General features: G+C 61.5%; 25 protein-coding genes, 1 other RNA gene and 1 pseudogene. 19 read left to right on the forward strand and 8 right to left on the reverse strand.

Annotated elements, in window-relative coordinates; translation table 11 throughout:
- Nucleotides 1–10: 10 nt before the first annotated feature.
- Nucleotides 11–1429, reverse strand: coding sequence for an ammonium transporter (locus FGM15_06420; protein ID MBU3665498.1), 1419 nt, complete (start codon nt 1427–1429; stop codon nt 11–13).
- Nucleotides 1430–1866: 437 nt separating this feature from the next.
- On the opposite strand from FGM15_06420, the gene FGM15_06425 reads away from it, so the two are divergent.
- The 7 genes from FGM15_06425 (at nt 1867) to FGM15_06455 (ending at nt 6793) form a co-directional block, all read left to right on the forward strand.
- Nucleotides 1867–3138 (forward strand): hypothetical protein, encoded by a 1272-nt coding sequence (locus tag FGM15_06425; protein ID MBU3665499.1) that lies wholly within the window; start codon nt 1867–1869, stop codon nt 3136–3138.
- Nucleotides 3139–3168: 30 nt separating this feature from the next.
- Nucleotides 3169–4908, forward strand: a complete 1740-nt coding sequence (locus FGM15_06430; protein ID MBU3665500.1) for an ABC transporter ATP-binding protein — start codon at nt 3169–3171, stop codon at nt 4906–4908.
- A 93-nt stretch (nt 4909–5001) separates the two neighbouring features.
- Nucleotides 5002–5232: a DUF4258 domain-containing protein gene (locus FGM15_06435; protein MBU3665501.1), complete on the forward strand. Its 231-nt coding sequence runs from the start codon at nt 5002–5004 to the stop codon at nt 5230–5232.
- On the forward strand, nt 5217–5426 hold the full coding sequence (locus FGM15_06440; GenBank protein MBU3665502.1) for a DUF2283 domain-containing protein: 210 nt from the start codon (nt 5217–5219) through the stop codon (nt 5424–5426). The genes FGM15_06435 and FGM15_06440 overlap by 16 nt, the downstream gene beginning before the upstream one ends.
- A gap of 135 nt (nt 5427–5561) precedes the next feature.
- Nucleotides 5562–5996 (forward strand): DUF4870 domain-containing protein, encoded by a 435-nt coding sequence (locus FGM15_06445; GenBank protein MBU3665503.1) that lies wholly within the window; start codon nt 5562–5564, stop codon nt 5994–5996.
- A gap of 47 nt (nt 5997–6043) precedes the next feature.
- Nucleotides 6044–6399, forward strand: a transfer-messenger RNA (tmRNA) gene (gene ssrA / locus FGM15_06450).
- A 151-nt stretch (nt 6400–6550) separates the two neighbouring features.
- Nucleotides 6551–6793 (forward strand): GIY-YIG nuclease family protein, encoded by a 243-nt coding sequence (locus FGM15_06455; GenBank protein MBU3665504.1) that lies wholly within the window; start codon nt 6551–6553, stop codon nt 6791–6793.
- A gap of 74 nt (nt 6794–6867) precedes the next feature.
- Here the strand turns inward: FGM15_06455 and FGM15_06460 are convergent, their stop codons facing one another.
- On the reverse strand, nt 6868–7677 hold the full coding sequence (locus tag FGM15_06460; GenBank protein ID MBU3665505.1) for a hypothetical protein: 810 nt from the start codon (nt 7675–7677) through the stop codon (nt 6868–6870).
- A gap of 117 nt (nt 7678–7794) precedes the next feature.
- Between FGM15_06460 and FGM15_06465 the strand changes: the two genes are divergently transcribed.
- Entirely contained in the window at nt 7795–8316 is a 522-nt protein-coding gene (locus tag FGM15_06465) for a hypothetical protein (GenBank protein ID MBU3665506.1), read from the forward strand.
- Nucleotides 8317–8344: 28 nt separating this feature from the next.
- Here the strand turns inward: FGM15_06465 and FGM15_06470 are convergent, their stop codons facing one another.
- On the reverse strand, nt 8345–8695 hold the full coding sequence (locus FGM15_06470; GenBank protein ID MBU3665507.1) for a hypothetical protein: 351 nt from the start codon (nt 8693–8695) through the stop codon (nt 8345–8347).
- A gap of 62 nt (nt 8696–8757) precedes the next feature.
- Here FGM15_06470 and FGM15_06475 point away from each other — a divergent pair, with 62 nt between their 5' ends.
- On the forward strand, nt 8758–9132 hold the full coding sequence (locus FGM15_06475; GenBank protein ID MBU3665508.1) for a DoxX family protein: 375 nt from the start codon (nt 8758–8760) through the stop codon (nt 9130–9132).
- 116 nt (nt 9133–9248) lie between these two features.
- Here FGM15_06475 and FGM15_06480 read toward each other — a convergent pair whose 3' ends face one another.
- Together FGM15_06480 and FGM15_06485 are read right to left on the reverse strand one after the other, a co-directional pair.
- A complete protein-coding gene (locus FGM15_06480) occupies nt 9249–10358 on the reverse strand; it encodes a choloylglycine hydrolase family protein (protein MBU3665509.1) in 1110 nt (369 codons plus the stop codon).
- Nucleotides 10359–10405: 47 nt separating this feature from the next.
- Nucleotides 10406–10951 carry a transporter gene (locus FGM15_06485; GenBank protein ID MBU3665510.1) on the reverse strand — a complete coding sequence of 182 codons (546 nt, stop codon included), beginning with the start codon at nt 10949–10951 and terminating at the stop codon, nt 10406–10408.
- Nucleotides 10952–11424: 473 nt separating this feature from the next.
- On the opposite strand from FGM15_06485, the gene FGM15_06490 reads away from it, so the two are divergent.
- The 9 genes from FGM15_06490 to FGM15_06530 all read left to right on the forward strand — a co-directional run bounded on the left by FGM15_06490 (nt 11425) and on the right by FGM15_06530 (nt 21705).
- Nucleotides 11425–11796 (forward strand): hypothetical protein, encoded by a 372-nt coding sequence (locus FGM15_06490; GenBank protein MBU3665511.1) that lies wholly within the window; start codon nt 11425–11427, stop codon nt 11794–11796.
- Complete coding sequence (locus FGM15_06495; protein ID MBU3665512.1) at nt 11793–12392, forward strand: hypothetical protein; 600 nt, start codon at nt 11793–11795, stop codon at nt 12390–12392. The genes FGM15_06490 and FGM15_06495 overlap by 4 nt, the downstream gene beginning before the upstream one ends.
- A gap of 1 nt (nt 12393) precedes the next feature.
- Nucleotides 12394–13740 carry a carbohydrate porin gene (locus FGM15_06500; protein MBU3665513.1) on the forward strand — a complete coding sequence of 449 codons (1347 nt, stop codon included), beginning with the start codon at nt 12394–12396 and terminating at the stop codon, nt 13738–13740.
- 64 nt (nt 13741–13804) lie between these two features.
- Nucleotides 13805–14056, forward strand: coding sequence for a type II toxin-antitoxin system Phd/YefM family antitoxin (locus FGM15_06505; GenBank protein ID MBU3665514.1), 252 nt, complete (start codon nt 13805–13807; stop codon nt 14054–14056).
- The gene (locus tag FGM15_06510; GenBank protein MBU3665515.1) at nt 14037–14315 is read left to right on the forward strand and encodes a hypothetical protein; all 279 of its coding nucleotides are present in this window, start codon (nt 14037–14039) and stop codon (nt 14313–14315) included. The genes FGM15_06505 and FGM15_06510 overlap by 20 nt, the downstream gene beginning before the upstream one ends.
- 204 nt (nt 14316–14519) lie before the next feature.
- Complete coding sequence (locus FGM15_06515) at nt 14520–16496, forward strand: hypothetical protein (GenBank protein MBU3665516.1); 1977 nt, start codon at nt 14520–14522, stop codon at nt 16494–16496.
- A gap of 16 nt (nt 16497–16512) precedes the next feature.
- Entirely contained in the window at nt 16513–17196 is a 684-nt protein-coding gene (locus tag FGM15_06520; GenBank protein MBU3665517.1) for a response regulator transcription factor, read from the forward strand.
- A gap of 169 nt (nt 17197–17365) precedes the next feature.
- Complete coding sequence (locus FGM15_06525; GenBank protein MBU3665518.1) at nt 17366–20305, forward strand: hypothetical protein; 2940 nt, start codon at nt 17366–17368, stop codon at nt 20303–20305.
- A 179-nt stretch (nt 20306–20484) separates the two neighbouring features.
- On the forward strand, nt 20485–21705 hold the full coding sequence (locus tag FGM15_06530) for a hypothetical protein (GenBank protein MBU3665519.1): 1221 nt from the start codon (nt 20485–20487) through the stop codon (nt 21703–21705).
- A 39-nt stretch (nt 21706–21744) separates the two neighbouring features.
- Here FGM15_06530 and FGM15_06535 read toward each other — a convergent pair.
- From FGM15_06535 to FGM15_06545, 3 genes and pseudogenes are all read right to left on the reverse strand, one after another.
- A pseudogene (locus FGM15_06535) lies at nt 21745–22071 on the reverse strand (type II toxin-antitoxin system PemK/MazF family toxin).
- A 350-nt stretch (nt 22072–22421) separates the two neighbouring features.
- Nucleotides 22422–22739 carry a hypothetical protein gene (locus FGM15_06540; protein ID MBU3665520.1) on the reverse strand — a complete coding sequence of 106 codons (318 nt, stop codon included), beginning with the start codon at nt 22737–22739 and terminating at the stop codon, nt 22422–22424.
- On the reverse strand, nt 22736–22963 hold the full coding sequence (locus tag FGM15_06545; protein ID MBU3665521.1) for a DUF433 domain-containing protein: 228 nt from the start codon (nt 22961–22963) through the stop codon (nt 22736–22738). Before FGM15_06545 ends, FGM15_06540 begins: the two co-directional genes overlap by 4 nt.
- A 244-nt stretch (nt 22964–23207) precedes the next feature.
- Between FGM15_06545 and FGM15_06550 the strand changes: the two genes are divergently transcribed.
- A partial coding sequence (locus tag FGM15_06550) for a hypothetical protein (protein MBU3665522.1) occupies nt 23208–23463 on the forward strand: 256 nt, incomplete at its 3' end.

Here is a 23463-nt window from a genome sequence, read left to right on the forward strand (position 1 = left end):
AAACGGGTTGCTAGTCGAACAAGTAGCCTTCCTCGCCGTGGTCCACGGTGTCGAGGCCTTGGTTTTCCTCATCCTGGCCGGGACGCAATCCGATCGTCACTTTGACGATGAAGGCGATCACCGCGGCTGCAACGACGGACACGCCGACCGTGAGCAGCACGGCCTTGAGTTGCTCGCCGATCAGCCCGTCCTTGAGGGGCTCGACCACCGCGTTGACCGCGGGATCGGCGAAGATGCCGGTGAGGATCGCGCCGATCGTTCCCCCTACCCCGTGGATGCCGAAGGTGTCGAGTGCGTCGTCATAGCCGAGCCACTTTTTGAGATAAACGACGGCGAAAAACGGAATGATTCCCGCCGCGAAGGCCATGATGATCGCGCTGGTCGGAGTGACGAATCCGGCCGCCGGGGTGATGACCACCAACCCCGCGACGATGCCCGAGCAAAAGCCGAGCACACTCGGTTTGCCGCGCAAAACCCACTCGAGCACGGCCCACACGAAGCCCGCCACCGCGGCGCACAGCATCGTCGTGGTGAACGCATTCGCGGCGATCGCGTCGGCGCCCAGCGCGGATCCCGCGTTGAAGCCGAACCATCCCACGTAAAGCATCCCGGTGCCGATCATCACCAGCACCATCGAGTGCGGAGGCATGGGCACTTTGCCGAAACCCATGCGCGGTCCCAGGATCAGACAGAGCACGAGCGCGGTCCATCCGGACGTCATGTGCACCACCGTTCCGCCGGCGAAGTCGATCGCCTTGATGCCCGCATCCGGGTTGAGCGGACCGCACATGAAACCGGTCGTGCTCCACACCATGTGGGCCATCGGGAAATAGACGACGAACATCCAGATGGCGGTGAAAAGCATCACCGCGGAAAATTTCATGCGCTCGGCCGTCGCGCCGAAAATGAGCGCGGGCGTGATGATCGCGAAGGTGAGCTGGAACATCGCCCACACGTAGTCCGAAATCCAGTAGTAGCCGGCGCCGACCCCCGCTGCCGACATGCCGTTGAACATCGCGTTGCTCAGGTCGCCGATGAAGGCATTGCCCGCGCCGAAGCTCAGGCTGTAGCCGCAAAGCCACCACAGGAACGACACGAGGCCCGCGATGCCCAGGCACATGGCGAGGATGGAAAGCACGTTCTTCGAGCGCACGAGGCCCCCGTAGAACAAAGCCAATCCCGGCAAAGTCATGAACAGAACCAAAGCCGTGGACACCATCTGCCACGCATTGTGTCCGGGACCCGGCGCTTTGATCTTCGACGCGTCGCCCGACGGACGATCGACGTTGTTGATGTAGGCCTCGAGGTCTTCGACGCGCTGTTCAAGCGTGGGCGCCCCTGCAGGAGCCTCCGCGGTCGCAGCGGTCACGGACTCCGTGACAGTGCCTTCTTCGGTTGAGACCGACACGGTTTCCGTGACGGCCGACATCGTCTCCTGCGCCCGGAGCGGCGAAGCCGCGCAAAGCGACAAGACCGCGACGAGCAGCATGGACTCCCATCTTGTTTTTTTCATCAGTTTCATAGTTGTTGTTGTGGTTCCGGGCTCGTCCCGCTGCTGCAGCCCCCGGCTCTACCGCCCGGGAAACCGCCGCAAGGGGCAAGTTGCCGGACAAAAAGAAAAGCAACTGCCGTGCCAAGTGCCCGCGGATTCCGGAATGACCGGCTTTGCCACTCAGACGCCGGTCAAATCGGTGCAGCACCCGGGCACCCGCACTGGGCAAATTTCGCCAGCGCCCCGATCCAAGCGACGCCCAACCTTACCCCGCGCTGGCGACAAAGTCCTTGTGTGATGGCTTGTTTCTGATTGATTTTTCTCAGCGACCAATCTGCCACCTCTCTCCGGCAGGCCACTGTCGATGTTGTATTATGGACAGCCGCCCGGCCCGACCGCACGTTTCATTCGGATCACCATCCGGCCGCTCGTTTTTCCATCTGCGGCTCTCGCGGCGCACGACAATCAATATCATCTTGGGTGCCTGCGCCCTGGCGGTGCTGTCAACCACCGCGGCTTGGGGAACGCGGAAGCTTTTCGCCAAACCCGAGGGCTCCGTCGGCACCACCTACGAACTGCAACCCGGTCCCTGGGGCAAGATCACCGTTCAGCCCATCCTCATCGAAGCGCCGGCAAGTCTGCCATCGCTCAATTTCCGCCTCGGCGACGGGCGCTGGTATTTCCGCGCCCGCAACCCGGATGAGGTTGCCGCCCTCCTCCGTGCATCGGGCCTGACCACGGAGCAAGCCGGACGCATTCTTCCGCTCCTGCAGCGGGTGCCGGACCGCAGCGACTTGCTCGCCGCAACACCGCCGGAAGACCTCGTGCGCTCGCTCTCCATGGATGTCCGCTCGGCACTTTATGACAAACTGGCGGACATTCCGGAGAATTTTCCCCAAGTCGAACCCTTCCGGACCACCGACATGCACCTGGAAAAGTGGTTGGAGGGCGCCAAACTTCCGCCGGAGGTTGTTGCCGGGGTCGAAAGCCTCATGTGGCGGCGGGGATCCGGGCTGTTCTTTTCGGACTACAACATCGTGGCCGACAAAATCACCTCTCCCGTGGTCAAGCTGGAGCTGCTCAGACAACTCACCCGCAAGTCATCCGCCATCCTCACGATCCAAGTCCCTGCCGGGGGCGCCACGGACAACCTCGTGGCCTATTACGGCACGGGCGGACGGCGCGACAAAGTGGAACCCCTGCTTCGCGGACTCGGCCAAGCCGGCGGCGGCCCGCTCGGATTGTCGAACATGTTGCCCATGTTTGCGCGCGCGCGCCTTTACCGGTTCCCCGATCCGCTGCCGGGCAAAGACATCGGCCCCGACTGCCATTGGACGACTTTCAACTTTTTCGCCCGCGGCGAGCCGGACGCCTCGCTGAACGACCCGGCTTATATCGAGAAATTGCTGCGCGACAATTACCAGCCGGTCAACGGCGCTCCGCGCTTCGGGGATGTCGTGCTGCTCAAGTTGCCGGACGGTTCGGCCATCCACTCTGCCACCTACATCGCGGACAACATGGTCTTCACCAAAAACGGCCCGTCGCTGGCGGCGCCTTTCATGTTTTCCACGATCGAAGACATGCTGGCCTTTTATCCCAAAAGCCAAAGCATCCGCCTCGCCTACTACCGCCGCAGGGATGCATAATAAGCGGCGCTCCAGGGCCGCCACCACAGTATGAACGAAAAGCCACGCATCCTCGCCCGCGTCTTCGCTTACCTGCGGCGATACCCGCTGCTCGCCGCGACAACACTCGCTTGCGCGCTCGGCTCGTCGGTGATGGTGATCGTCTTTCCGGTCGTCACCCAGCGCATTGTGGACGACGTTTTGCGCGGCGGGAAAACCGCGGAGCTGTGGCCGATGATCGCTCTGGCCGCGTTCGGCTTCCTTGCGCAGGACGGCCTCAACACGTTGCGCATCCTGCTCAACAACACCTTCGAGCAAAAAGTCCTCTTCGACCTCCGCAGCGACCTTTACGCCAGGCTGCAATCGCTTCCGCTCGCGTGGTTCGACCACCGCGCCACCGGCGACATCATGACCCGCGTCGTCGAGGACGTGAACAATGTCGAACGCGTCCTCATCGACGGCATCGAGCAGGGCGCGGTCGCCATCCTGCAAATCGCGGTCGTGCTCGCCCTCATGTTTTGGTGGAGTCCGACGCTCGCCCTCTGCGCCCTCACGCCCGTGCCGTTCCTCTTCGCCGGCGCGCTTGCATACACGCTCACCGCGGGCAAACGCTACAGCGCGCAGCGACGGGCCGCATCCGACCTCAACGCCCTCCTGCACGACAATCTCGACGGTATCCGGCAGATCAAAGGCTACGCGCGGGAATCCAGCGAGCACCGCCGTTTCAACGAATCGAGCGGCAAACTGCGCGAGGCGACGCTGGTCGTCATGCAAGCATGGGCGTTTTACAGCCCGGGCATGAGCTTTCTTTCGTCGATCGGCAGCCTCGTCGTCCTCGGCTACGGAGGCTGGGCTGCACTTCACGGAAAATTGGACCTCGGCGTGCTCGTTGCGTTTCTCGTCCTGGTCCGGTTCCTTTACGAACCCGTCGGGCGCTTGCACCAACTCAACCAGATCATGCAAGCCGGGCGTGCCGCGGGTCGCCGCGTTTTCGACATTCTCGATGCCGCGCCGGAACCGGACGCCGGCCGCGCCCCGCTTCCCGCGACATTGCGGGGAGAAATCCGCTTCGACAACGTGGACTTCTCCTACGGCGACGGCCCGGGCGTTCTTCGCGACATCTGCCTCGAGGCAAAACCGGGCGAAACCGTGGCACTGGTCGGTCCCACCGGAGCGGGCAAATCCTCGCTCGTCGGATTGCTCATGCGGCTCTACGAATGGGGCGGAGGAACCATCACCCTCGACGGCCAAGACATCCGCTCGTTCGCCAAAAAAGACCTGCGGCGCGCGGTCGGCCTTGTCTCGCAGGAAAGCTTTCTTTTCAACGGCACCGTGGCCGACAACCTGCGCTTCGGGAAACCCGATGCGACCGACGAGGAACTTTGGACCGCCTTGCGCGCGGCCAACGCCGCCGGATTCGTCGAACGCCTGCCGAAGAAGCTCGAAACCGAGGTGGGCGAGCGCGGCGTGCGCCTCAGCGTCGGCGAAAAACAGCGCATTTCCATCGCACGCGCGTTGTTGAAGGACCCGCCGGTCCTCATCCTCGACGAAGCCACGGCAAGCGTGGACAACACCACCGAGCGGCTGATCCAGGAAGCCCTCGACCGCTTGTTGCAGAAGCGCACCAGCTTTGTCATAGCGCACCGGCTCTCGACCGTGCGCCACGCCGACCAAATCCTCGTCCTCGACCGCGGCCGCATTGTCGAACGCGGCAAACACGACGAACTCCTGGCCCTGGGCGGACTCTACGCCCGCCTCTGCGCCGGCACCGGGTTGTTGAACGAGGCATAAAACTCTCGCGGAGTGAAACTTCTCAAGGACCGCTTCGGCAATTCGATCCGACTCACCGATGAACGGTTGGCTCACATTCTGGAACATCGCGAAATGCGAAGCATGGCCGCGGATATCGAGCGGGCCTTGCTCGAGCCGCAATTGGTTCGGCGTTCACGCTCGGATGAATCCGTGCAGTTGTTTTACAACTTCCACGCCCAAACAATCGTTGGTGGCAAATGGCTCTGTGTTGTGGTTAAGTGTGCCGAGCATGATGCGTTTGTCGTCACGGCTTATCTGACGGACAAACCCAAAGCCGGGTTGGATCTATGGCCGACAAAGTAAGAGTTTGGTTCGATGCTGAGGCGGATTTCCTCGAAGTCCGCTTTTCCGATGCTGCCGGATATGAAATAGCAACCGGGAATGATGCCGTGATGGAACGCGTGGACGAGCAGGGCAAAGTGATTGGCTTCAGTGTTCTCGGCGTAAGCCGCTTCAAGAAGTCCCGGCCATTGGTAGCCGACCTTGTGCCAGTATAGCCGGCACCGGGTTGCTCAACGAGGCCTGACCGGCAAAAGCCCGCGGCCGTCCCGCTCGGGCCTCGAATTCAAATCTCGGCCTTATCTCCCCCCATTCCTATTGACACTCTGACGCGCAAAGTTCATCCAACACCCATGGAAAACACGCCTCCTCCGGTTCCGTCGCCATCCAACCAGCCATCGGAAGCCCCGCTGACGGCGCCTGCATCCTCCACACCGCCGCCGGTTCCCACGCGCGAAGATCAAAGCTGGGCCATCGCGCTGCATTTGAGCGGCTTCGCCGGGTTTCTCGTGCCCTCGCTCGGGCAAATCCTCGCGCCGCTCGTGATCTGGCTCATCAAGCGTCCCGAAAGCCCCTACCTCGACCGCATTGGCAAAGAAGTGCTCAACTTCCAAATCAGCTACACCATTTACGGCGCGGTCGCCTTCGCCCTCTGCTGGCTTTGCATCGGCTTCCTTGTCCTGCCCGTTGTCGTCATTCTCTGGATTGTTTACATGATCATGGCCGCGGTCAAAACCAGCAACGGCCAAGACTACCAATATCCGTTCACCATCAGGTTCCTGCAGTAAACGATCGTTTGACAACGCGGCCGCCCGGTCCTACTTTTCCCGCCGTAGGGGGCGTATCTGGTTTCGACTCATGGTGCGAAACGACGTCCGCATGCCGAGGATGATCCGTTGGCCTCGTAAATAATCGGATCAAAAAAATAACAGCAGAGACCGAAGATCTCGCTCTCGCGGCTTAATCGCCCGCGACGGCTTCCAGTTGACGCCTGCTAGGCGGGAAGCCGACGACAGCAGGCAACCCGGTGTCGGGATCGACCGCCGCTACCGGGGATCTTCCCGCGGACGATAGGACGAAGGTAGCGCGCTGCCGAGCAGCCCGAGTCCGACAACTCACCGGCAGCTAAGCATGTAGCGGGCGGCGTCCAACGCCATGAGGACAGGGGTTCGACTCCCCTCGCCTCCAGCCTTCCCTCGCCGCGCAGCCAGAGCGAAGGCTGCCACGCCGGAGTCGCCACAGGCGCGTAGGCGGACCCGCTTTCGAACCCACAACCCGTCGAGGCTACGGCTTGGCAAGCCAGCAGGTTTTGTTCATCACATCATGGAGCTGATCTCACGCGATGTTCCATTACACCTACATCCTCGTCAGCGAATCGGCCCCCGATCGCCACTATGTCGGAACCACATCGGACTTGAACGCGCGACTTGCCGCGCACAACTCAGGCAAAGCGAGTCACACGTCGAAATTCAGCCCTTGGCGCGTGGAAACAGCCGTCGCTTTCCGCAGCAAAGAAAAAGCTGCCGCTTTCGAGCGTTATTTGAAGTCGGGCTCGGGCCGCGAGTTTTCCAGAAGGCATTTTTGATCGTTCTTCGCTCGCCGCGAGGCGAATGTCGTTTGTGGAGCCTTTTCGATCCTGCACGGCCAACGCTTTTCGTTTCACACAGCCGCTTGACGGCGGATTTTGCGCTCGAAGCGGCCCGGCGAGGAGAAAAGCTCCCCGATCCTCTCCATCGCCATATCGGCCAGCGGCCCGGGCTGACGTCCGAGCGTGCATTGCAGATAGACGGCCTCTTTGAGCAACTCGGCGAAATCGGCTTTGACCAGCTTATCCCAGTCCGCCGCGGAAATGTCTTTTTTGGATTTGGAGAGTTCGAAGTCGATGAGGACCGCTTCGGCCGGCGAAGGCGCGACGGCGATGTTGTGCAGCTCCATGTCACCGTGCACGAGACCGCCCTCGTGAAGACGGACGAGTTCATCGAAGGCTCGCCGGCAGAGCCACCACAGTCCGATCGCCGTGGCCAAGTCCAGTTCCTCGGCGACCTGCACGTTGCCTTCCACGGGATCCGCGCCGAAAGGGGTGAGACGCGAATAGGGCTTTCCGGGAACAAAGCATGAGCGGAAGGTGTCCTTGGTCCATCCGATCGGCGGCGGCGCATCGAGAATCTCCGAGGCCCGCCTCTGGTTTTCGAATTCGACAGACGGATCGCCGTGCAGACGCCCGGGGAAATACGTCTTGCGGAAATGCATGGGATATTTTTCGGCCAAGGGAAATTGCTTCCGCGTATCCTTCCCGGCTATGACCATTTCGGCGGACATCAGTTGCAGGCCGTTGGCCTCGCGTCGCGCGATGGTGCGCATCACAAAATCGTGCTCGGGCGCGTAGCGGATAAGCTGGGCATACTCCGGAGCAAGCAGCACTTCATGCCGCGGAGACACGGGAACCATGGCCGCTTCGGGTGTTTCCATCGCGGCCCAGTTTTTCCAAGCGCGGGGCGCTTGCCAACAATCAAAGCTCGCGCCGGAGACGACTTCCAGTGGAACGGGGCTTGTCAGACAAGCGGCAAAGGGATTAGTGAAAAGCGCATGAAGAAGTTCCTCCCGATCCTCGCGGCCCTCATCTCCACCGCAATAACCTCTCCGGCGGACGACGACTATCCGGTGTCTGTCGATGAACTTCCGCAGAAAGTCACCGCGGCGGTGGCGGATTACCTTCCCGGCTCGACTATCGAATCCGCGCGTGCCGACGAGGATGACGGCCGCCTTTATTACGACCTCAAAGTCCTTCACCAAGACGAGTTGCTTCACATCGAGGTGCTGCGCGGTGGGCGCATCCGCGAGATCGACATGAACCGCGGGTATCCGGGACTGGTGCGGCTGATTGATCGGGAGACCTCCCTTTCGGACGACATCGCGGTCGATGAACTCCCGGCGAACGTTTCAGCCGGCGTGGCGGATTTTTTCCCGGATTCGAAAATTATCTCGGCGGCGCGCGGCGAGAACGACGGCAAGCGGTTTTACCGCCTGCGTGTGCGCCACAGGGATCTGGTGCTGAACATGGACGTCACCACCAAGGGCCAGATCCTCGATATCGACACGGCGAAGTAGGTGCGGCGGAAGCGGTGCGAAGTGCCGGCTAAGCAAGGGCCGACAGCACGATCGCCAAGTTCGTTAACGCCAGCACCAAGGCGGGCAGCAAAGCATACCACGGATCGCGGATGCGCCAGCGGGCCCAGAGCCCGCAGAGCATGAGGGCGAACAATCCGCTTGCCGCCGCGACTTGCAGGGGTTGCCACCACCAGCCCGCGATGAGGCCGCAGGCACCGGCGATTTCGAGCCAGCCGACCAGCAAACGCCAACGTCCCAATCGGTAGCGCTCGAACTCCGCTACCATCGCCCGTGAGAAAACGCAGGCCGCTCCGTAGAACAGGAACGCGGCGGCGGAAACGGCAGCAAGAAAATCGATTGTGGTCGGCACCGGAAAAATTCTCCTGACGCCAAAGCTAGAATCCGCTTAGGTTCATTGACAACCATACAGTCCCCGAATCCATGAAAACCTTCGTCCAAATCTGCCAAATCATCGTCGGCTGCGGCCTGCTCAACGTCTGGCTTTTGCGCTTCAACAAAGCCACGGCTTACCGCGGAGGATCTGCGGCCACCATGCCCGAGGAATTCGCCGCTTATGGCCTCCCGGCGTGGTCCTGCTACCTGGTGGGAGTGTTGAAGGTCGCCTCCGCTCTCGCACTGCTCGCCGGCCTGATCTGCCCCGCGCTCGTCCTTCCGGCCGCAATCGTTGTCGCTCTCCTCATGGCAGGCGCGGTGGCGATGCATCTCAAAGTCGGCGACCCGTTCAAGAAGTCCGTGCCCGCACTTTCGGTGCTCGTGCTCAGCGCCATCATCATCGCGGGCAATTGGACGGCTTGATAGCTGTATTTTGTGCCTTTCGAGGGGCGTCAACGCCCATGGCAGAGCGCCGATGACCACGCTCGAAGCCTGCGGCTCGAATTAGCGACCGAGCCGGCCCGACCAGAGACTCGGCGCTATTTAACCGTGACCACCTCGGACGGCGTAAAGCTGTCGTGGTCCTGCGGGCCCATCTCGACGGTGGCCTTTTTGTCGCCGGCGGCTTTGAGCGCCTCGGCGAGGTCTATGACACGCACGTTCGGGTTGCCGTAGGTTTTCCAGTGATATTTCTTGGCCTTCAGGTCGGACACCGTGGTCCACGAAGTGTAGTCGGGAAATTTCTCCGATGTGCCGGCTGGAGGCATGGCGGCGCCGGGCGGGATGTCGAAGTTGTTGAGGAAATGGAACATGGTGCCCACGGCCTCGCCGGTGGTCTTCTGAGGCAGGGCGTTCTGCAGGTAGAACGTCATGCGCACGAAGCGCGACGGCGGGCTGAAATCTCCCGGCAAACCGAACGATCCGCCGCCCATGCCGAAGGGCGAAAGCGTGAGGTCGCCGATCTTCTTGTTGGCCGGATAGGCCGCGGACATGTCGAGGTAGGTGTTGAGATTGGTCAGCATCCACGGAAATTCCGGCGCGTTGGTCAGCACGCGCACCGGATTGTCGTGCACGAGCAGCTTGCCGCCGCGCGGTTCGACAACGATGCATTTGCCCGAGGGGTCCTGCACTTTCATGTGCATGTCGGGCACGATGCCGATGAGGTCGAGCACCACGGGCAGGAGCGCGATTTCGCCGATTTTGGCTTTCACGTCCTCCACGGTTGCGCAGTTCGAGAGCACCCATGCGGTGATTTGCGCGGGGGCGAGGCCTTTCGCTGCGTTCTCCGGCGTGGGCTCGGCGTATTGCGCATAGCCGGGGAAGTAAAAGAGCCCGACGTTGAGACCCTGGTCGTTGATCCCGTCGATGAGCATGTCGTGATGCGTGCCGGCGGTCGGTCCCATGAAGCCGTATTTCGATTTCCACTTGAGCCCGTTGTTCCCGGTCGGCGTCGTTCCGACAAACTCCGCTCCTGCAGGCCAGACGGCGAGAACGGAATCGAGCGGTTCGCCGAATTCGAGCGTGCGCCCGACCGCCACGCCGCCATCTTTGGCAATGAGCGCGCCGCCAGTGCAGGCGAGCGCGGGTTGGTTGGCAACGAGCATCGCCGCGAAGGCGAAAAGTGCGGGGACGACTTTAGATGTATTCATGAGTGATGTTTGTTGAGTGTGAGATTATCAAAAAAAAACGCGGTGGACTACTCCGGAAGCATCGGCGTGAAATTTATGCGCAGCCCCCACTGCTGACCGGGCACGGGCGACTGGGCGTAGTATTGCAGGGCCAACCCGATCTGCACCGGGATTTTGCCGATCTTGATCACCTGGGAATACGTGTTGTTGAACGAGATGGTCCACTGCTCATCGAGCCAGTCGTAGGTTGATTCGCTGTCGATGCTGATGCTCGTCGCCGTCTTGAAGGTGTGCGTCACGAAGGGTTGGAAATAGCTCGCGTTGTAATCGCCGGGGCCGGCGACGCGCCAGTTTTGGGTGACGAGCGATCCGATCGTCCATCCGTTCTTCTGCACCAAGGCAACCGCGGACGGACCGAGCGTCATGACATCGCCGCCGAGTTTCTTTTGTGTGGCCGTGGGCAGGATGGACGTGGGCCCGAGGCCCCAGATAATTCCGAAAGGCCCTGGCTTCACCGGCGAAAGAAACGTCTCGAGCTCGAGATCCCCCAGTCCGCTGACATAGCCCGGACCGAACACATTGCTCGTAGAGATGAACGGCAGGACCGGCCGCACGATGTAGTTCCATTCGGGCGTGATGTGAAGAGGGATGACCGGCTGGATATTGAGTAAGTAAGCGTTCCCTGGTGCTCCCCAACGCCGAAATTGAAGTTATTCTGAAACTGCATGCTGATCAGGTCCGCAACCGGGTTCTGCAATTTCTGGGCCAACTCGGCGGTGTTGGCCTCAGGCGCCGGTGCCGTGGTCACCTCGACCGGAGCGGCAGCGATGGCCCCGCCGGCAAACAGGGCGAGAAACATGGAAGTGAGGGGGAGCGATTTCATGGGCGGCAGACACTCTCAGAACCCGTTGCGATTGTAAAATCCCTCATTCGGCCGCACGACGAAACGGCAATTTTTTCGACGAAAAAGTAGTTTTGCCCGCCCGAGCATCACGACCTCCCCCGCGGCGAAGCAAATGCGATTCAGGTCCTGAAACGCCTGCGCGACAGGCTTGATATACGAAGCACCTTCGTATAAACACGCATTATGAGGACATCAACCGTGCCCGCACGCAACGGCCGCAAGGGAGGAAAGGCACGAACCGCGGCAAAATCACTGGCCGCGCGTCAGAATATCCTGCTGCGCTGGCACAAACCCGGCCGGGATGGCGTCATCCCCCTCGCCGCACTGATCGACGGTGCTTGGTATCTCGGAGACGGCCGCTCGGCTTCCGTGGCTTTCTGGGACGGATTCCGCAAGACCTTCCATACCGTTTCGGCAAATTCGTGGTTCGACCCGGCTACCTATCCGGAAATCACCGGTCGCACCGTGCGGCTAAAGCAAGAGCGCCACGTTGCCTCCGGCGGCACTTTCGCTCCGCGGGAAATTCTGTCGGCTGCCGCACAGAGCCGTGTATGAACGGTTTTACCAAAAAAGCGGATGTGGAGCGCGCGCTCACCGAGCCGGGGCGACAGATGGCGCTCCGCGACGCTGATCCCGTCACGGTGTTGTGTTGCGGCGCATCAGCCCTGTGCGTGGTCGGCGCGCTATCGCGCCGCACCCTCGACGTGGACGCGGTGGGTATGATCGACGCCGAAGGTAGAATCGTTGCCAGCGAGGATTTCTCTCCGGAGATGGACGCCGCCATCACCGCAGCCGGGCTTTCGCTTTCACTCAACCCCGGTTGGTTCAACATGGCAGCATCGCCAATACTCGCTCGCGGTCTTCCGCCCGGAGCAATCGAGCGCTCCGCAAAACACAGCGCCGATTTCGGCCCATGTCTTACTGTCCGCTTCATGGACCGGCTGGACCTGATTGCGTTGAAAATGTCAGCAGCTCTGGACCCGCTTGAGGGGCGCCGGCACATCGAAGACTTGGTGGCCATAGATCCGACGCGCGGAGAGCTTAAGCACGGGGCCGATTGGGTTGCCACGTGGCCGTCTGGCCCATCGTTCAGGCAGGCTTTCTATCGGCTGCTGGAGGGATTCGACGCCGCGGATCTTTACCGTGAATAAAATGAGCGGAAGACTCTTTCTCGCTCTCCAGGCAACGCGCGTGCATTTACTCCCCCGGAGATTCATCGCTGTCGCGAGCGTCTTTATTGTGCTGTTGCAGCACGGCGTCCGCGCGGAGGAACCCGACGACTCAGCGAATATTTTGGCGCGTATCTCCTCCCTCGCAAAGAATGTGGCCAAACCGATCGGCATGGAGTTCTTTGTCGATTACTACGGCGTGTTCCAAGGCAATCCGGTCGGCGGACTGTCGCAATCCTTCGCCTACTCGCAGATGCTGCCGTTCGGATTTGAATGGAAAGAGCCGCTCGGTTGGCGCGGAGGCGGATTGCGCGTGTCTGCTGTCTCCGGCGCGGGACGCGATCTTTCCGCCACGATCGGCAACACCTTCGAAGTCTCGCAGGCATGGACCGACAACACAGTCTTCCTCTACGAGGCCTACCTTGTTCAAAAGGCTTTCGATGACCGGCTGCAAGTGTTGGCCGGGCGCATTTCGTCCGCCGAATTTTTCGGCGGACTGCCGGCGCTCAACCTGCTCGTGACCGGCGGACTCAACTCCGTGCCGATCGCGCTCAAACTCAACTCGCCTTTCACCGGAAGCGCTTCTGCTTCGTGGGCCGCGGGTGCGCGATGGTTGCCCGCCGAGGAGACCTACATCATGGCCGGATGGTTCCAAGCGCGTGCCGACTTGGACGAATCAGGCCCCTACCACGGTTTGGATCTCGGTTTCGGTCAGGGCGATGGCGGGTTTGCCGTAGCGGAAGTCGGTTGGACTCCCAACTCCAAACAATTCACCGCCGTGCAGGAAGACCGCCGTTTCACCCGCAACCGCACCGAACTCACCGGCGACCGGAGCGGCTTGCCCGGCATCTACAAACTGGGCGCCTATTTTTCCACTACGTCCACGGCGAATTATCCCGGCGGTTGGGGCGAAAATCCGTTCGGATTTTACCTGCTCGGCCAACAAACACTTTGGGAACAAACGCCCGGACAAATTCAAGCGCCGCACCTCTGCGTGTTCAGCGGTGCCACGTGGTCACCGCCGACCGGCGTGACCGAAATGCCGTGGAGCGGATTCGCCGGCAGCGCTTGGCAAGGCCCGTTGCCCGGGCGGCCCACGGACCATCTTTACGTCGTCGGGCAAATCGGCAACTTCAGCGAGCCCTACGCGCAAAGCGTCCGGCAATCATCCTCCGGCGCCTTCGAGTCCGTGCTCAACGCGGGCTACATCTTCAAAATCACCAAGGAATTGGCCGTGCAGCCCGACATTCAATACATCATCCGCCCGGGCGGCTTCGGTGAATCCGGCAACGCCCTTGTCCTCGGCGTGCAGGTGAGCGTCGAACTGTAGGCGAAGCTCAAGGTGGATCGCGTCTCCTTGCACGCGCATCTTTCCCGTTGTATAGACGTAATTAATGACTTCTACCTACAACATGCGCGAGGCTCAGGCCAACCTGACCAAGCTTTGCCGTTCCGGTCGGCGTTTTGTCATTTCCAACCGCAATCGTCCTGTTGTCGTCGGTCTGCCTATCGAGGACTTCGAAGCATTGATGGAGACCTTGGACGTTCTGGCCGACCCGGCAGCCATGAAAGCGGTTCAGGCCGCGCGAGCGGGCAAGACGAAATACCGCACGCTTGACCTGACCGATGAAAATTTCGGCCTCTGATCAGGTCGCGGCTTGGCTGACCGCTCTTCCGCCCCAGACCAAAAAGAGAGTTCGCGCCGCCCTCCGCGCGTTGGCCAAAGGAAAGGGCGACATCAAAGGGCTGCAAGGTGACCTCGAGGGTTTCAGCCGTCTGCGCATCGGCGGCATCCGCATCCTTCACCGTCAGGTCTCGGCGCGGGAAATACGGCTGGAATACGCCAACACCCGCGATGTGGTTTACGAGATGTTTCGTCAATTGCTCGCCGAGGATCGGGATTGATACGACGTGCCCCTCGGCGTGCAGGTGAGCGTCGAGTTGTAGGCGCAGCAACAGCGCGCCGAGCTTCAACTCCCCGCCGCGTCGAGAAGGACCTCCGCGCGGCAGCATTCCTGAAACTGCTTAGCCGCAACTTGCCAGCGGCGCCGAATCTTATCAGTGTCGGAGGCACCATCAGACCTCGGCCCGCGTCAAAGAGGCCAGACCATGAGCAAGCCCGTCGCCATTTTTACATTGATGACGGCCCTTGCCTTGTCGGCGGAGGCGTCGGTGCCGGCTTTGGTCATCGGGGAGCAACCAACTCCGGTCTTGGATGTCACGCCGCACGCGGAATTTCTCGTCGATCCCACGGCGGAACTTGATGTCGCGCAGGTCGCGTCGGCGCCATGGAGCGGCGAATTTAAACCCTCCGCGGAGCATCCGCCATCCTTCGGCTTCACCCGGGGCGCTGTCTGGATGCGTTGCGAGATCCGATCGCAAAGTCCGCGCGACGAGAGCCTCGTCTTCGAGTTGCGCTTCCCCCTCATCTCCCATGTGACGTGGTATGTCGTAGCGAACGGACGGGTGGAAAAGTCCCTCCCCGGCGGCGGCGCCGAAAAAGTGCGCCTCACGCGCAACCCGGCGATCGAGGTGCACATCCCCGCCGGGCAAACGCGCACCGTCTTCGCGCGAGTGACCTCGAATACCGCGCTGCAGATGCCGTTCATGGTTGGATCCCCTTCGGCCGTGCAACAGCTCGCGTCGAAGGACTCGTTCTTGGACGTCTTGCTCATCGGGTTTTGCGCGGCGGCGGCCGCGTTCATCGCCATGATCGGTTTCAGTCAGGGGCAACGCCTGTTTTTCTACCTCGCGGCTTTCTCCGCACTCTACGCGTGCTACTACGCGATTTTCCACGGCTACGTGGGGGAGCTATGGCCCGGGCGGCCCTTTTGGATCGAACGCACGGGCTTCGGAATGAGCGCCGCCCTCGCGGTATGGACCTTTGTCCGATTCAACGGATCGTATCTCGACACGCGCACCATGGCCCGCCACGAACGATTCCTCCAACGTGCGGCGGAGGTGCTGCTGCTGCTCGGCGCGGCCCTGTTGCTTGTCGTCGATTACGGCCGGGCGATACCGGCGCTCAACGGGCTGATAGCCCTGAGCCTTCTGCTCGCCACGCTGGTTGTCATCCTGCGGTTCCGCCATCACCGCAAGCGCGAGGAAATAGGATTTTTCCTCACATGGCTCGCCTTCGCCATTTGCTCCACCCTGATCACGCTGAAGATCACCAAAGTCCTCCCGGTGTCCGTCCCCTTCCAAGTCCTCCAGCAGTTCACGATTCCGGCGGTCATCGCCGCCTTTTTTCTCGTGGCCATGGCCCGCCAACGCAGTCTGCAGCGTATGGAAGTCCAACTCGCCGAAACCGAGGCCCTGCGTTCGCGGGCCGAAGAGGAACGCGATGCCAAGAACCTCTTTCTCGCCAACGTGAGCCACGAAATCCGCACGCCTCTCAGCGCGCTGGTCAGCCTCTCGCAAGCCATGTGGCTGCGCTGCGAAGCGAAGGATCTCGATGTCGAGTTCTCCAGTTTCCTCAACCGCGTGCGCTCCGGCGGCCAATACTTGAGCCTGCTCTTGCGCAATGTTCTCAACGTTTCCGCCGCCGAGTCGGGGCGCGTCCCCGTGCGTGTCACCGATTTTTACCTCGCCGACTGGGCCGGCGAGATCCGCAACATCCTCGAACCCATCGCCGATTACCACCGCGGTCGCATCGAATGGAACATCTCGGCCGACGACGAGACCCGCCTGCGCACCGACGAAATGCGCCTCACCCAAATCGCTCTTAACCTCGCCGAAAACGCCCTCAAGTTCGGGTCCGGAACCGGGGCGCCCGTCTCGATCACCTTGGAGAAAACCGCCCGCGGCCTCCGCATGATCGTCGAGGATCGCGGGCCGGGCATCGCCGCGGACCGCTTCGACTCGGTGTTTGCGGAGTTCGAGCAGGCCGGTGGCGGCCACGCGCGCCCGATGGCCACCGGCGTTGGACTCGGGCTGGCCGTGGTCAAACTCAACACCAGCCTCCTCGGCGGCACGCTCAGCGCGGAAAAGAACTCCTCCGGCGGAATGCGCTTCGTCGTTGAAATCCCGGACAGCGCGGAAGAAATTTCCGCCGACGCGCACCGGACTGCGCCTCCGGCCTTGTGATTATCTTCCCCATCCCATGCGAGCCTTCATCATCGACGACAGCCCCGAGGACGCGCTCAACCTTCGCGAGTTGCTCGTGCGCATGCCCGGATGGGATTCCGTCGCCCAAGCCCATTCCATCGCCGCCGCGCGAACCGTATTGGAGGAAGGCCCGCCCGATGTCGTCTTCCTCGACATCGAACTCGGACGCCACAGCGGCTTCGACCTGCTGCCGTGCCTGCCCGCCGACACGCGTGTTATACTCACCACTGTTCACACCGCTTATGGTCCGCAGGCCTTCGACGCGAACGCTGTGGACTACATCGTGAAACCCGTCACTGAGGAGCGTTTGCTGCGCGCGCTGGCCAAGCTCGGCCCCTTGTATCAACAGACCTCGACCGGCGTGCAAGTTTATCGCGGCGGGGGTGAACGCATCCAAATCGCCCTCGAGTCCGTCGCGGCCGTGGTGGCCGACCGCGACCACACCATCGTCTACTGCGGCAGCCGCCGCTATCCCGACCATCGCCGTTTCAGCGAGTGGATGAAACTCACCGAAGGGCATCCCTTCACGCAACTCGACCGCTCCACGCTCGTGCGCCGCGATCTTGTCCATTCGTGGACGCCCTACGGATCAGGCCTCACACTCAAGTTCCGCAACTCGCCGCAGGAACTCGCACTCGGCCGCGCCGCCGCGAAACGTTTTCTCGGCTCGGAAGATTGATTGGCCGATGCCGCCGTGTGGCGGAGAAACTTGCCCCTCGCGGCCGAGTGAAGTCTCTGTTTCGACGTAAAGATCGCCGTTTCGACGAGGTAAACTGCAAAACGCCGGATTTCGATTTGCGGTTGTGCAGTCACGCACGCACCTTCCGCCCACTTCATCGAATATCGTTATGACAAAATACGTCATCCTCTTCGCCGCCGCGCTCTGCTTCGCCTCCGGCATCACGGCCCAAGCACAAACCTCCGTCACCCTCGACGGCGCTTCCGGCAGCCAGGTCTACAATGCGTCACGCTCCACCGACGGTGGTCTCACCATCGGACTCGGCTTCGGGGTGGATTACCTCGTCATCGGCGGAGGAGGTGCCGGAGCATATGCCACTCCTGCTGCCGACGGATACGAAGGCACGGGAGGCGGTGGTGCAGGCGGTTTCGTTGATGGCTCCACCTTCCTTTCCTCGCAATCCTATGGAGTGTCTGTCGGTGCGGGCGGTGCCGGGACGGGCAGCGGTGTCACCCGGGGCGGAAACGGCGGAAACTCGACCTTCGACATCTACACGGCACTCGGCGGCGGTGGCGGGGGTGGCTATGGTCTGACTGGCAACTCCGGAGGATCCGGCGGCGGTGGCGGGGGCCGCAATGGCACTCTCGGCGGCGCAGGCACTGCAGGCCAGGGATTCTCCGGAGGGAACGCGCAACCCGGAACTACTCTCCAACAGGAGGCAGGCGGCGGCGGGGGCGGCGCGGGTGGTGCCGGCACTGCGGGTGACACTCTGGAGAACGGGGGCAACGGAGGAATTGGCAAGGTCTCAACCATCACGGGTGCAAGCGTCTATTACGCTGGTGGCGGCGGTGGCGGGGCATTCGCGGACAACGGGGACACCCAGGGAACGGGTGGCTTGGGTGGCGGTGGAAACGCTTCCCGCACAGGCACCGGAGGAGCCGGGACCAACGGCCTCGGCGGTGGCGGAGGCGGGGTTGGCGACGATGGCAATGGCGGAGCAGGCGGCTCCGGAGTTGTCATAGTCCGCTACAAGGGATCGGCGGCAGGGACCGGTGGGTCCATTAGCTCTGGCACCGGCACTGCAGCAGGCTACACCCTTCACACCTTCACCAGCACCGGTTCCAGTTCGCTGAATCTCTCGGGACTCGACCTGAACGCGCGTCTCGGTGCGGTGGAGAACGGCGTTATCTCAGGCAGTGGTGGCCTTACTTTTTCAGGTCCCGGCGCGCTAACGCTTGCGGCGAACAACTCCTACTCCGGCACGACAACGATTACATCGGGCACGCTCCGCATCGGCAATGGAGGATCCACCGGATCACTCGGTGCAGGTGCGGTCACGAATAATGCAGCGCTGGCAATCAACCGCTCGAACAGCATCACCGTGAGCAATGCAATTTCCGGCACCGGATCTCTTGCCCAAGGCGGGAGCGGCACGACAGTGCTCACTGGCAACAACACCTACAGCGGTGCCACGACGATTTCGGCCGGCACGCTCCAAGTCGGTGCAGGAGGAACGCAAGGCACCCTTGGCGGCGCTGGAAGCATCAGCAACGCCGGAACGCTCGACTTCTCCCGCAGCGACGATGTCGCGCTCTCCCGCGCGGTCACAGGAACGGGCGCGCTCGTGCAGTCGGGTTCCGGCACACTCACGCTTTCCGGCGCCAACACCTACTCGGGTGGCACATTGGTCTCTGCCGGTCGCATCGTCGGCACGACCGCGAGCCTGCAGGGCGGGATAACCAACAATGCAAGTGTCGCCTTCGATCAAGCAACGAACGGCAATTATGCCGGCAACATGAGCGGCACGGGCTTGATGGTGAAGACGGGTGCGGGCACGGCGACGCTCTCGGGAGCGAACACGCATTCAGGTGGCACGCTGGTTTCGGCCGGTTCGCTCGTCGGCACGACAACGAGCTTGCAGGGCGGGATAACGAACGACGCAATCGTCGCCTTCGATCAAGCAACGAACGGCAATTATGCCGGCAATATGAGCGGCACGGGTTTGATGGTGAAGACGGGCGCAGGCACGGTGACGCTTTCGGGAGCGAACACGCATTCAGGCGGCACGCTGGTTTCGGCCGGGCGCATCGTCGGCACGACAGCGAGTCTGCAAGGCGCGATCACCAACAACTCGTCGGTCGAGTTTGCGCAGACGAATGGCGGAACCTACGCGGGTGCAATGAGCGGAAACGGTTCGCTCGTTAAGACCGCAGCGGGCACGCTCACACTCGCGGGTAACAACACGTATTCCGGCGGCACGACTGTAGCGGCCGGACGTCTCGTCGGAACCACGGCCAGCCTCCAAGGAGCGATCGCCAACGAGGGGCAAGTCGAATTCAACCAAAGCGCCAACGGCACCTACAGCAATGCGATCAGCGGCAGCGGCTCGATGATCAAGTCGGGTGCGGGAACCGTCACGCTCACGGCGAGCAACACTTACACCGGAACAACCACGGTGACTGGCGGATTGATCGTCAACGGCTCGATCTCCGGCAGCGCCACGACGGTGCAAAGCGGAGGTTTCCTTGGAGGCTCGGGCACGGTGGGAAGCCTCACGATTGAAAGCGGCGGCACGCTCGCACCGGGCAATTCTCCCGGAACGCTCAACATCAACGGCAATCTCCTCTGGACTGCAAACGGCAATTACGACTGGCAAATTTTCAACGCCTCAGGAACCGCGGGGAACACCAACGGTTGGGATTTGCTCAACATCTCGGGCGCTCTCGATCTGACAGCACTCTCCGCGGGCGAAAAATTCAACATCAACATGTGGTCGCTGGCATCGCTCTACCCCGACGTCAACGGCAATGCGACGGGCTTCAACAACACGCAGAACTACCGCTGGACCATCGCGACCGCCGCTGGCGGCATCACCAACTTCAGCACGAATTATTTCAATCTCTTTGTCTCGGCCAACAACAACGCTACCGGATTCAAAAACAATACCGACGGCGGTCTATTCGCGCTCGAGACGCAAGGCAACAATCTCGATATCGTCTTCACTGCAAAAACTGGACCATCACCCGTCCCCGAACCCGGCACATGGGCCGCTGCGGCGCTGCTCCTCGGTGGCGCGGCGTTCGCACGCTGGCGTAAGCGGCGCAAGTAATCGGGACTGCATTTCGCGGTGCGCCGTGCGGCCGAGATACATCTGCGTCTCGACGCGAAGAACGCTGTTTCGTCGGAAAAACCGCCGTTTCAACGAGGAAGACGGCAAAGGGCGTAATTCGCTTTGCGATCGTTTCGGCAGGCGCGCACACTCCCGCTAACTTAATCCAAAACATCTTTATGACCCAGAACCGCACATTCCTCACCATCGCCTGCACCCTCGCCACGATCGCGTTCGCGCAGGCGGAACCAGCCATCGACTACAATCAACCGCCCACTCCGTCCTCGACGAAAGCGCGTCTCGCACCGCCGGTCACCGGCAAAAAACCGGGCGACCTGCTTTCGCACGAGGAAATCGGCACGGACATCAAGGGCGCACGCGCATGGAAAGTCCGCTACGTCTCGAAGGATGTGAATGACGTCCTGCACGAAGTCACCGGTTTGGTCATCGCCCCGGAAGAAAAAGGCAAGGATCGCAAAGTGCTCACTTGGTGCCACGGCACCACCGGCATCGGCGATGCCGCCTGCCCATCGGCCCAACCCAACCCGGCACGCAACCTTATCGCTTATTATGACGCGCCGTCCACGCAGCAGATCGACTACGGCGTGCCCGGACTGCAGGGCTTCATCGATGACGGCTATGTCGTCTGCGCCACGGATTACCAAGGCCAAGGCTCCCCGGGGCAGCATCAATACGAAGTCAACCGCACCCAGGCGCGTGATGCCGTCAACCTCATTCATGCCGCGCGCGCACTCGATCTCGGCATGGGAAACAAATTCGGCTGCGCCGGATGGTCGCAGGGCGGCGGGGCGGCCGCCGCGGTCGCCGAGCTGGAGGCGGCGGACTACGGCGACTTGAAATTGGTCGGCACCGTGCCGATGTCGCCGGTCACCACCGCGATCATCTTCGGTTTCCCCTCGGGTCCCACCGCCTTGAGCCTCGATCCGTCGAAGGCGCCGGAAGTGCACGTCGCCATGATGCTCGCCGGTCTCCAGAGCGCCAACCCGGACACCTTGAAGCTCTCCGATTTCTTCACTCCATTGGGCGTCGAGATCATCGAAACATCATGGAACATCCAACCGGTGCACCACCTCGGCGACACCATTGACCGCCTCCACCTGCTCAAAGGCGCGGTGACGCAGGCCAAACCGGCCAATCTCGACGCATGGAAAAAAGCTGTCGCCGCCGCTTCCGGGGGCACGCGCAAACCCTGCGCACCGATGCTGCTCTGCGTGGATAACGGAACCTTGAACCCGCTGCCTTGGCAACAGGCCTTGGCCACCGAAGTCACCAAACTCGGTGGAAACGTCGAAACCAAGTCATACCCGAAAGACGATCACTTCTCCCTGCCGAACAGCTGCGCCCCGGACGCCCACAATTGGTTGAACGGGTTGTTCTAGCCCGCGCGCTGCTCGCCGATGCGGCCTGCCCGCAAAGGATCAGCGGTGATCCAACTCCAGCCAACGAACCAAAGCAGCTTCCACCTGCTCGAGAGTCGCGGTGTCCACTTGTGCCAAAAGCCTCATTAGTTTCGCCGCCGGCACGGTGTTGATATTTTGCGCGTCGAAAGCGCCTGGCTGGAAGCGCGCCGCTTGGTGTGGCACTTCGAAGCGCCCTCCCCGCAATCATGTGGTTCGCGGCACGTAAGTGACCAGAGCACGTTCGTCGTCACGGAAGTCCGAACCCACGATCAAACAAGGTCTCACTTTGGCGACCAGACCAAGGTCAACCAGCCAAATTTCTCAACGTCGGGCTACCCGAGCCAATGCTTGCCCGCGTCCTCGCCTTCTTCCTCGTCGAGCATCTGGAAAACGCTCTCGGAAGCAGCGATCATGGCGCGCCGCGCGTCGAGCCACTCCGCAACCTCCAGCATCTCTGCGGTCGGCAAGCTTTCGATGGCTTTTTCGATTTCCACGACGGAACTCATGGCAAAAAGGTAACCCTTAAAGCGACTGGCGCAAGAAGCTTGTCCAGATCAGCGTCTAGCCCTTCGTCGCCAGAGATTGAGCCTCTATTAACTTGTGCCGGAAGATTCTCTCACGGAGACGCAGAGCGCACCAAGGACGTCGGGAAAATCTCCGTGTTCCCCGTGTCTTGGTGAGAGCCTTGGCTGTGGTTACAGATCAACCTCGATGTAATCACCGCTTCCGACGCCTTCAATGGCTGCGGCAACTTTGTCCGCTTGTTTTGAGATCCGCGGCCATGACGCCGTCATGAGGACAACGACGGAAATCTTTCGATCCTTCAAGTTCTGCTGGTAACGAAGATTCTGATCCGTAGTGACCAGCACTTCAAAACCTGCGTCGCTTGCCGCGGAAAGGAGCTCACCGTTCGTCAGTTGAGACCACGACATTTCCGCCGCCGTTGCCACTTGGTGCTTCGCCAAACTGCGGCGCAATGGCACCGGCGTGCCTTGGTCGAAAAGAATCTTCATCCCGCCACAGCGGGTTCAAGACTGTGTGCGGCAAACTCAAGCACCGCATCAACTTGTTCGCGCTTAACGCCCGGGAACCACGACAGGAAGTCATCCACCGTGGCGCCATCTTCCAAGTTTTCGAAAAGCGCTTTGACCGGCACACGTGTCTCCCGGAAGACGAAAGCCCCGCTCACCATGTCAGGCGAGGCGGTCACTGCGGAGCAATCAGACCAATCAAACATGCTCCCATGATAGCGCGCGCACGCGGCACCCGCAAGCCGGTCGCGGCTCAGAGGCACGAACCTGAGCAAACCAGATCTCCGTGTTCCCTGTGCCTTAGTGAGAGGCTTCCGAGCTGAGCAGTGCCCGCTGGTTTCTCCCCGCTGAAAACCGAACACTAAACACTGCCGACTGCGCTCTGTGGCTGCTTTGCAGTAGGGAAAAGTGTTCGACCTACCAAGCAATCCAAATAACGCTACGCTTCGTATGAATCGCCCACTCCTCCTCGCTGCCATCGCGCTACTCTGTGCCGCCGGGCTCCCCTCGCCGCTGCACGCCGACTTCAAACCGGAAATCAAATACGCGGAGGTCAATGATGTGAAGCTGGCCTACTACAACCGTGGCGAGGGCGAACCGCTGCTCATGATCAACGGATTCCTTTCCAGCATGAGCCTGTGGGATCCGCTCATGATCGAGGAACTGGCCAAGCAACATCAGCTCATCCTTTTCGACAACCGTGGCG

Source organism: Chthoniobacterales bacterium (assembly GCA_018883245.1).
GTDB lineage: Bacteria > Verrucomicrobiota > Verrucomicrobiia > Chthoniobacterales > JACTMZ01 > JACTMZ01.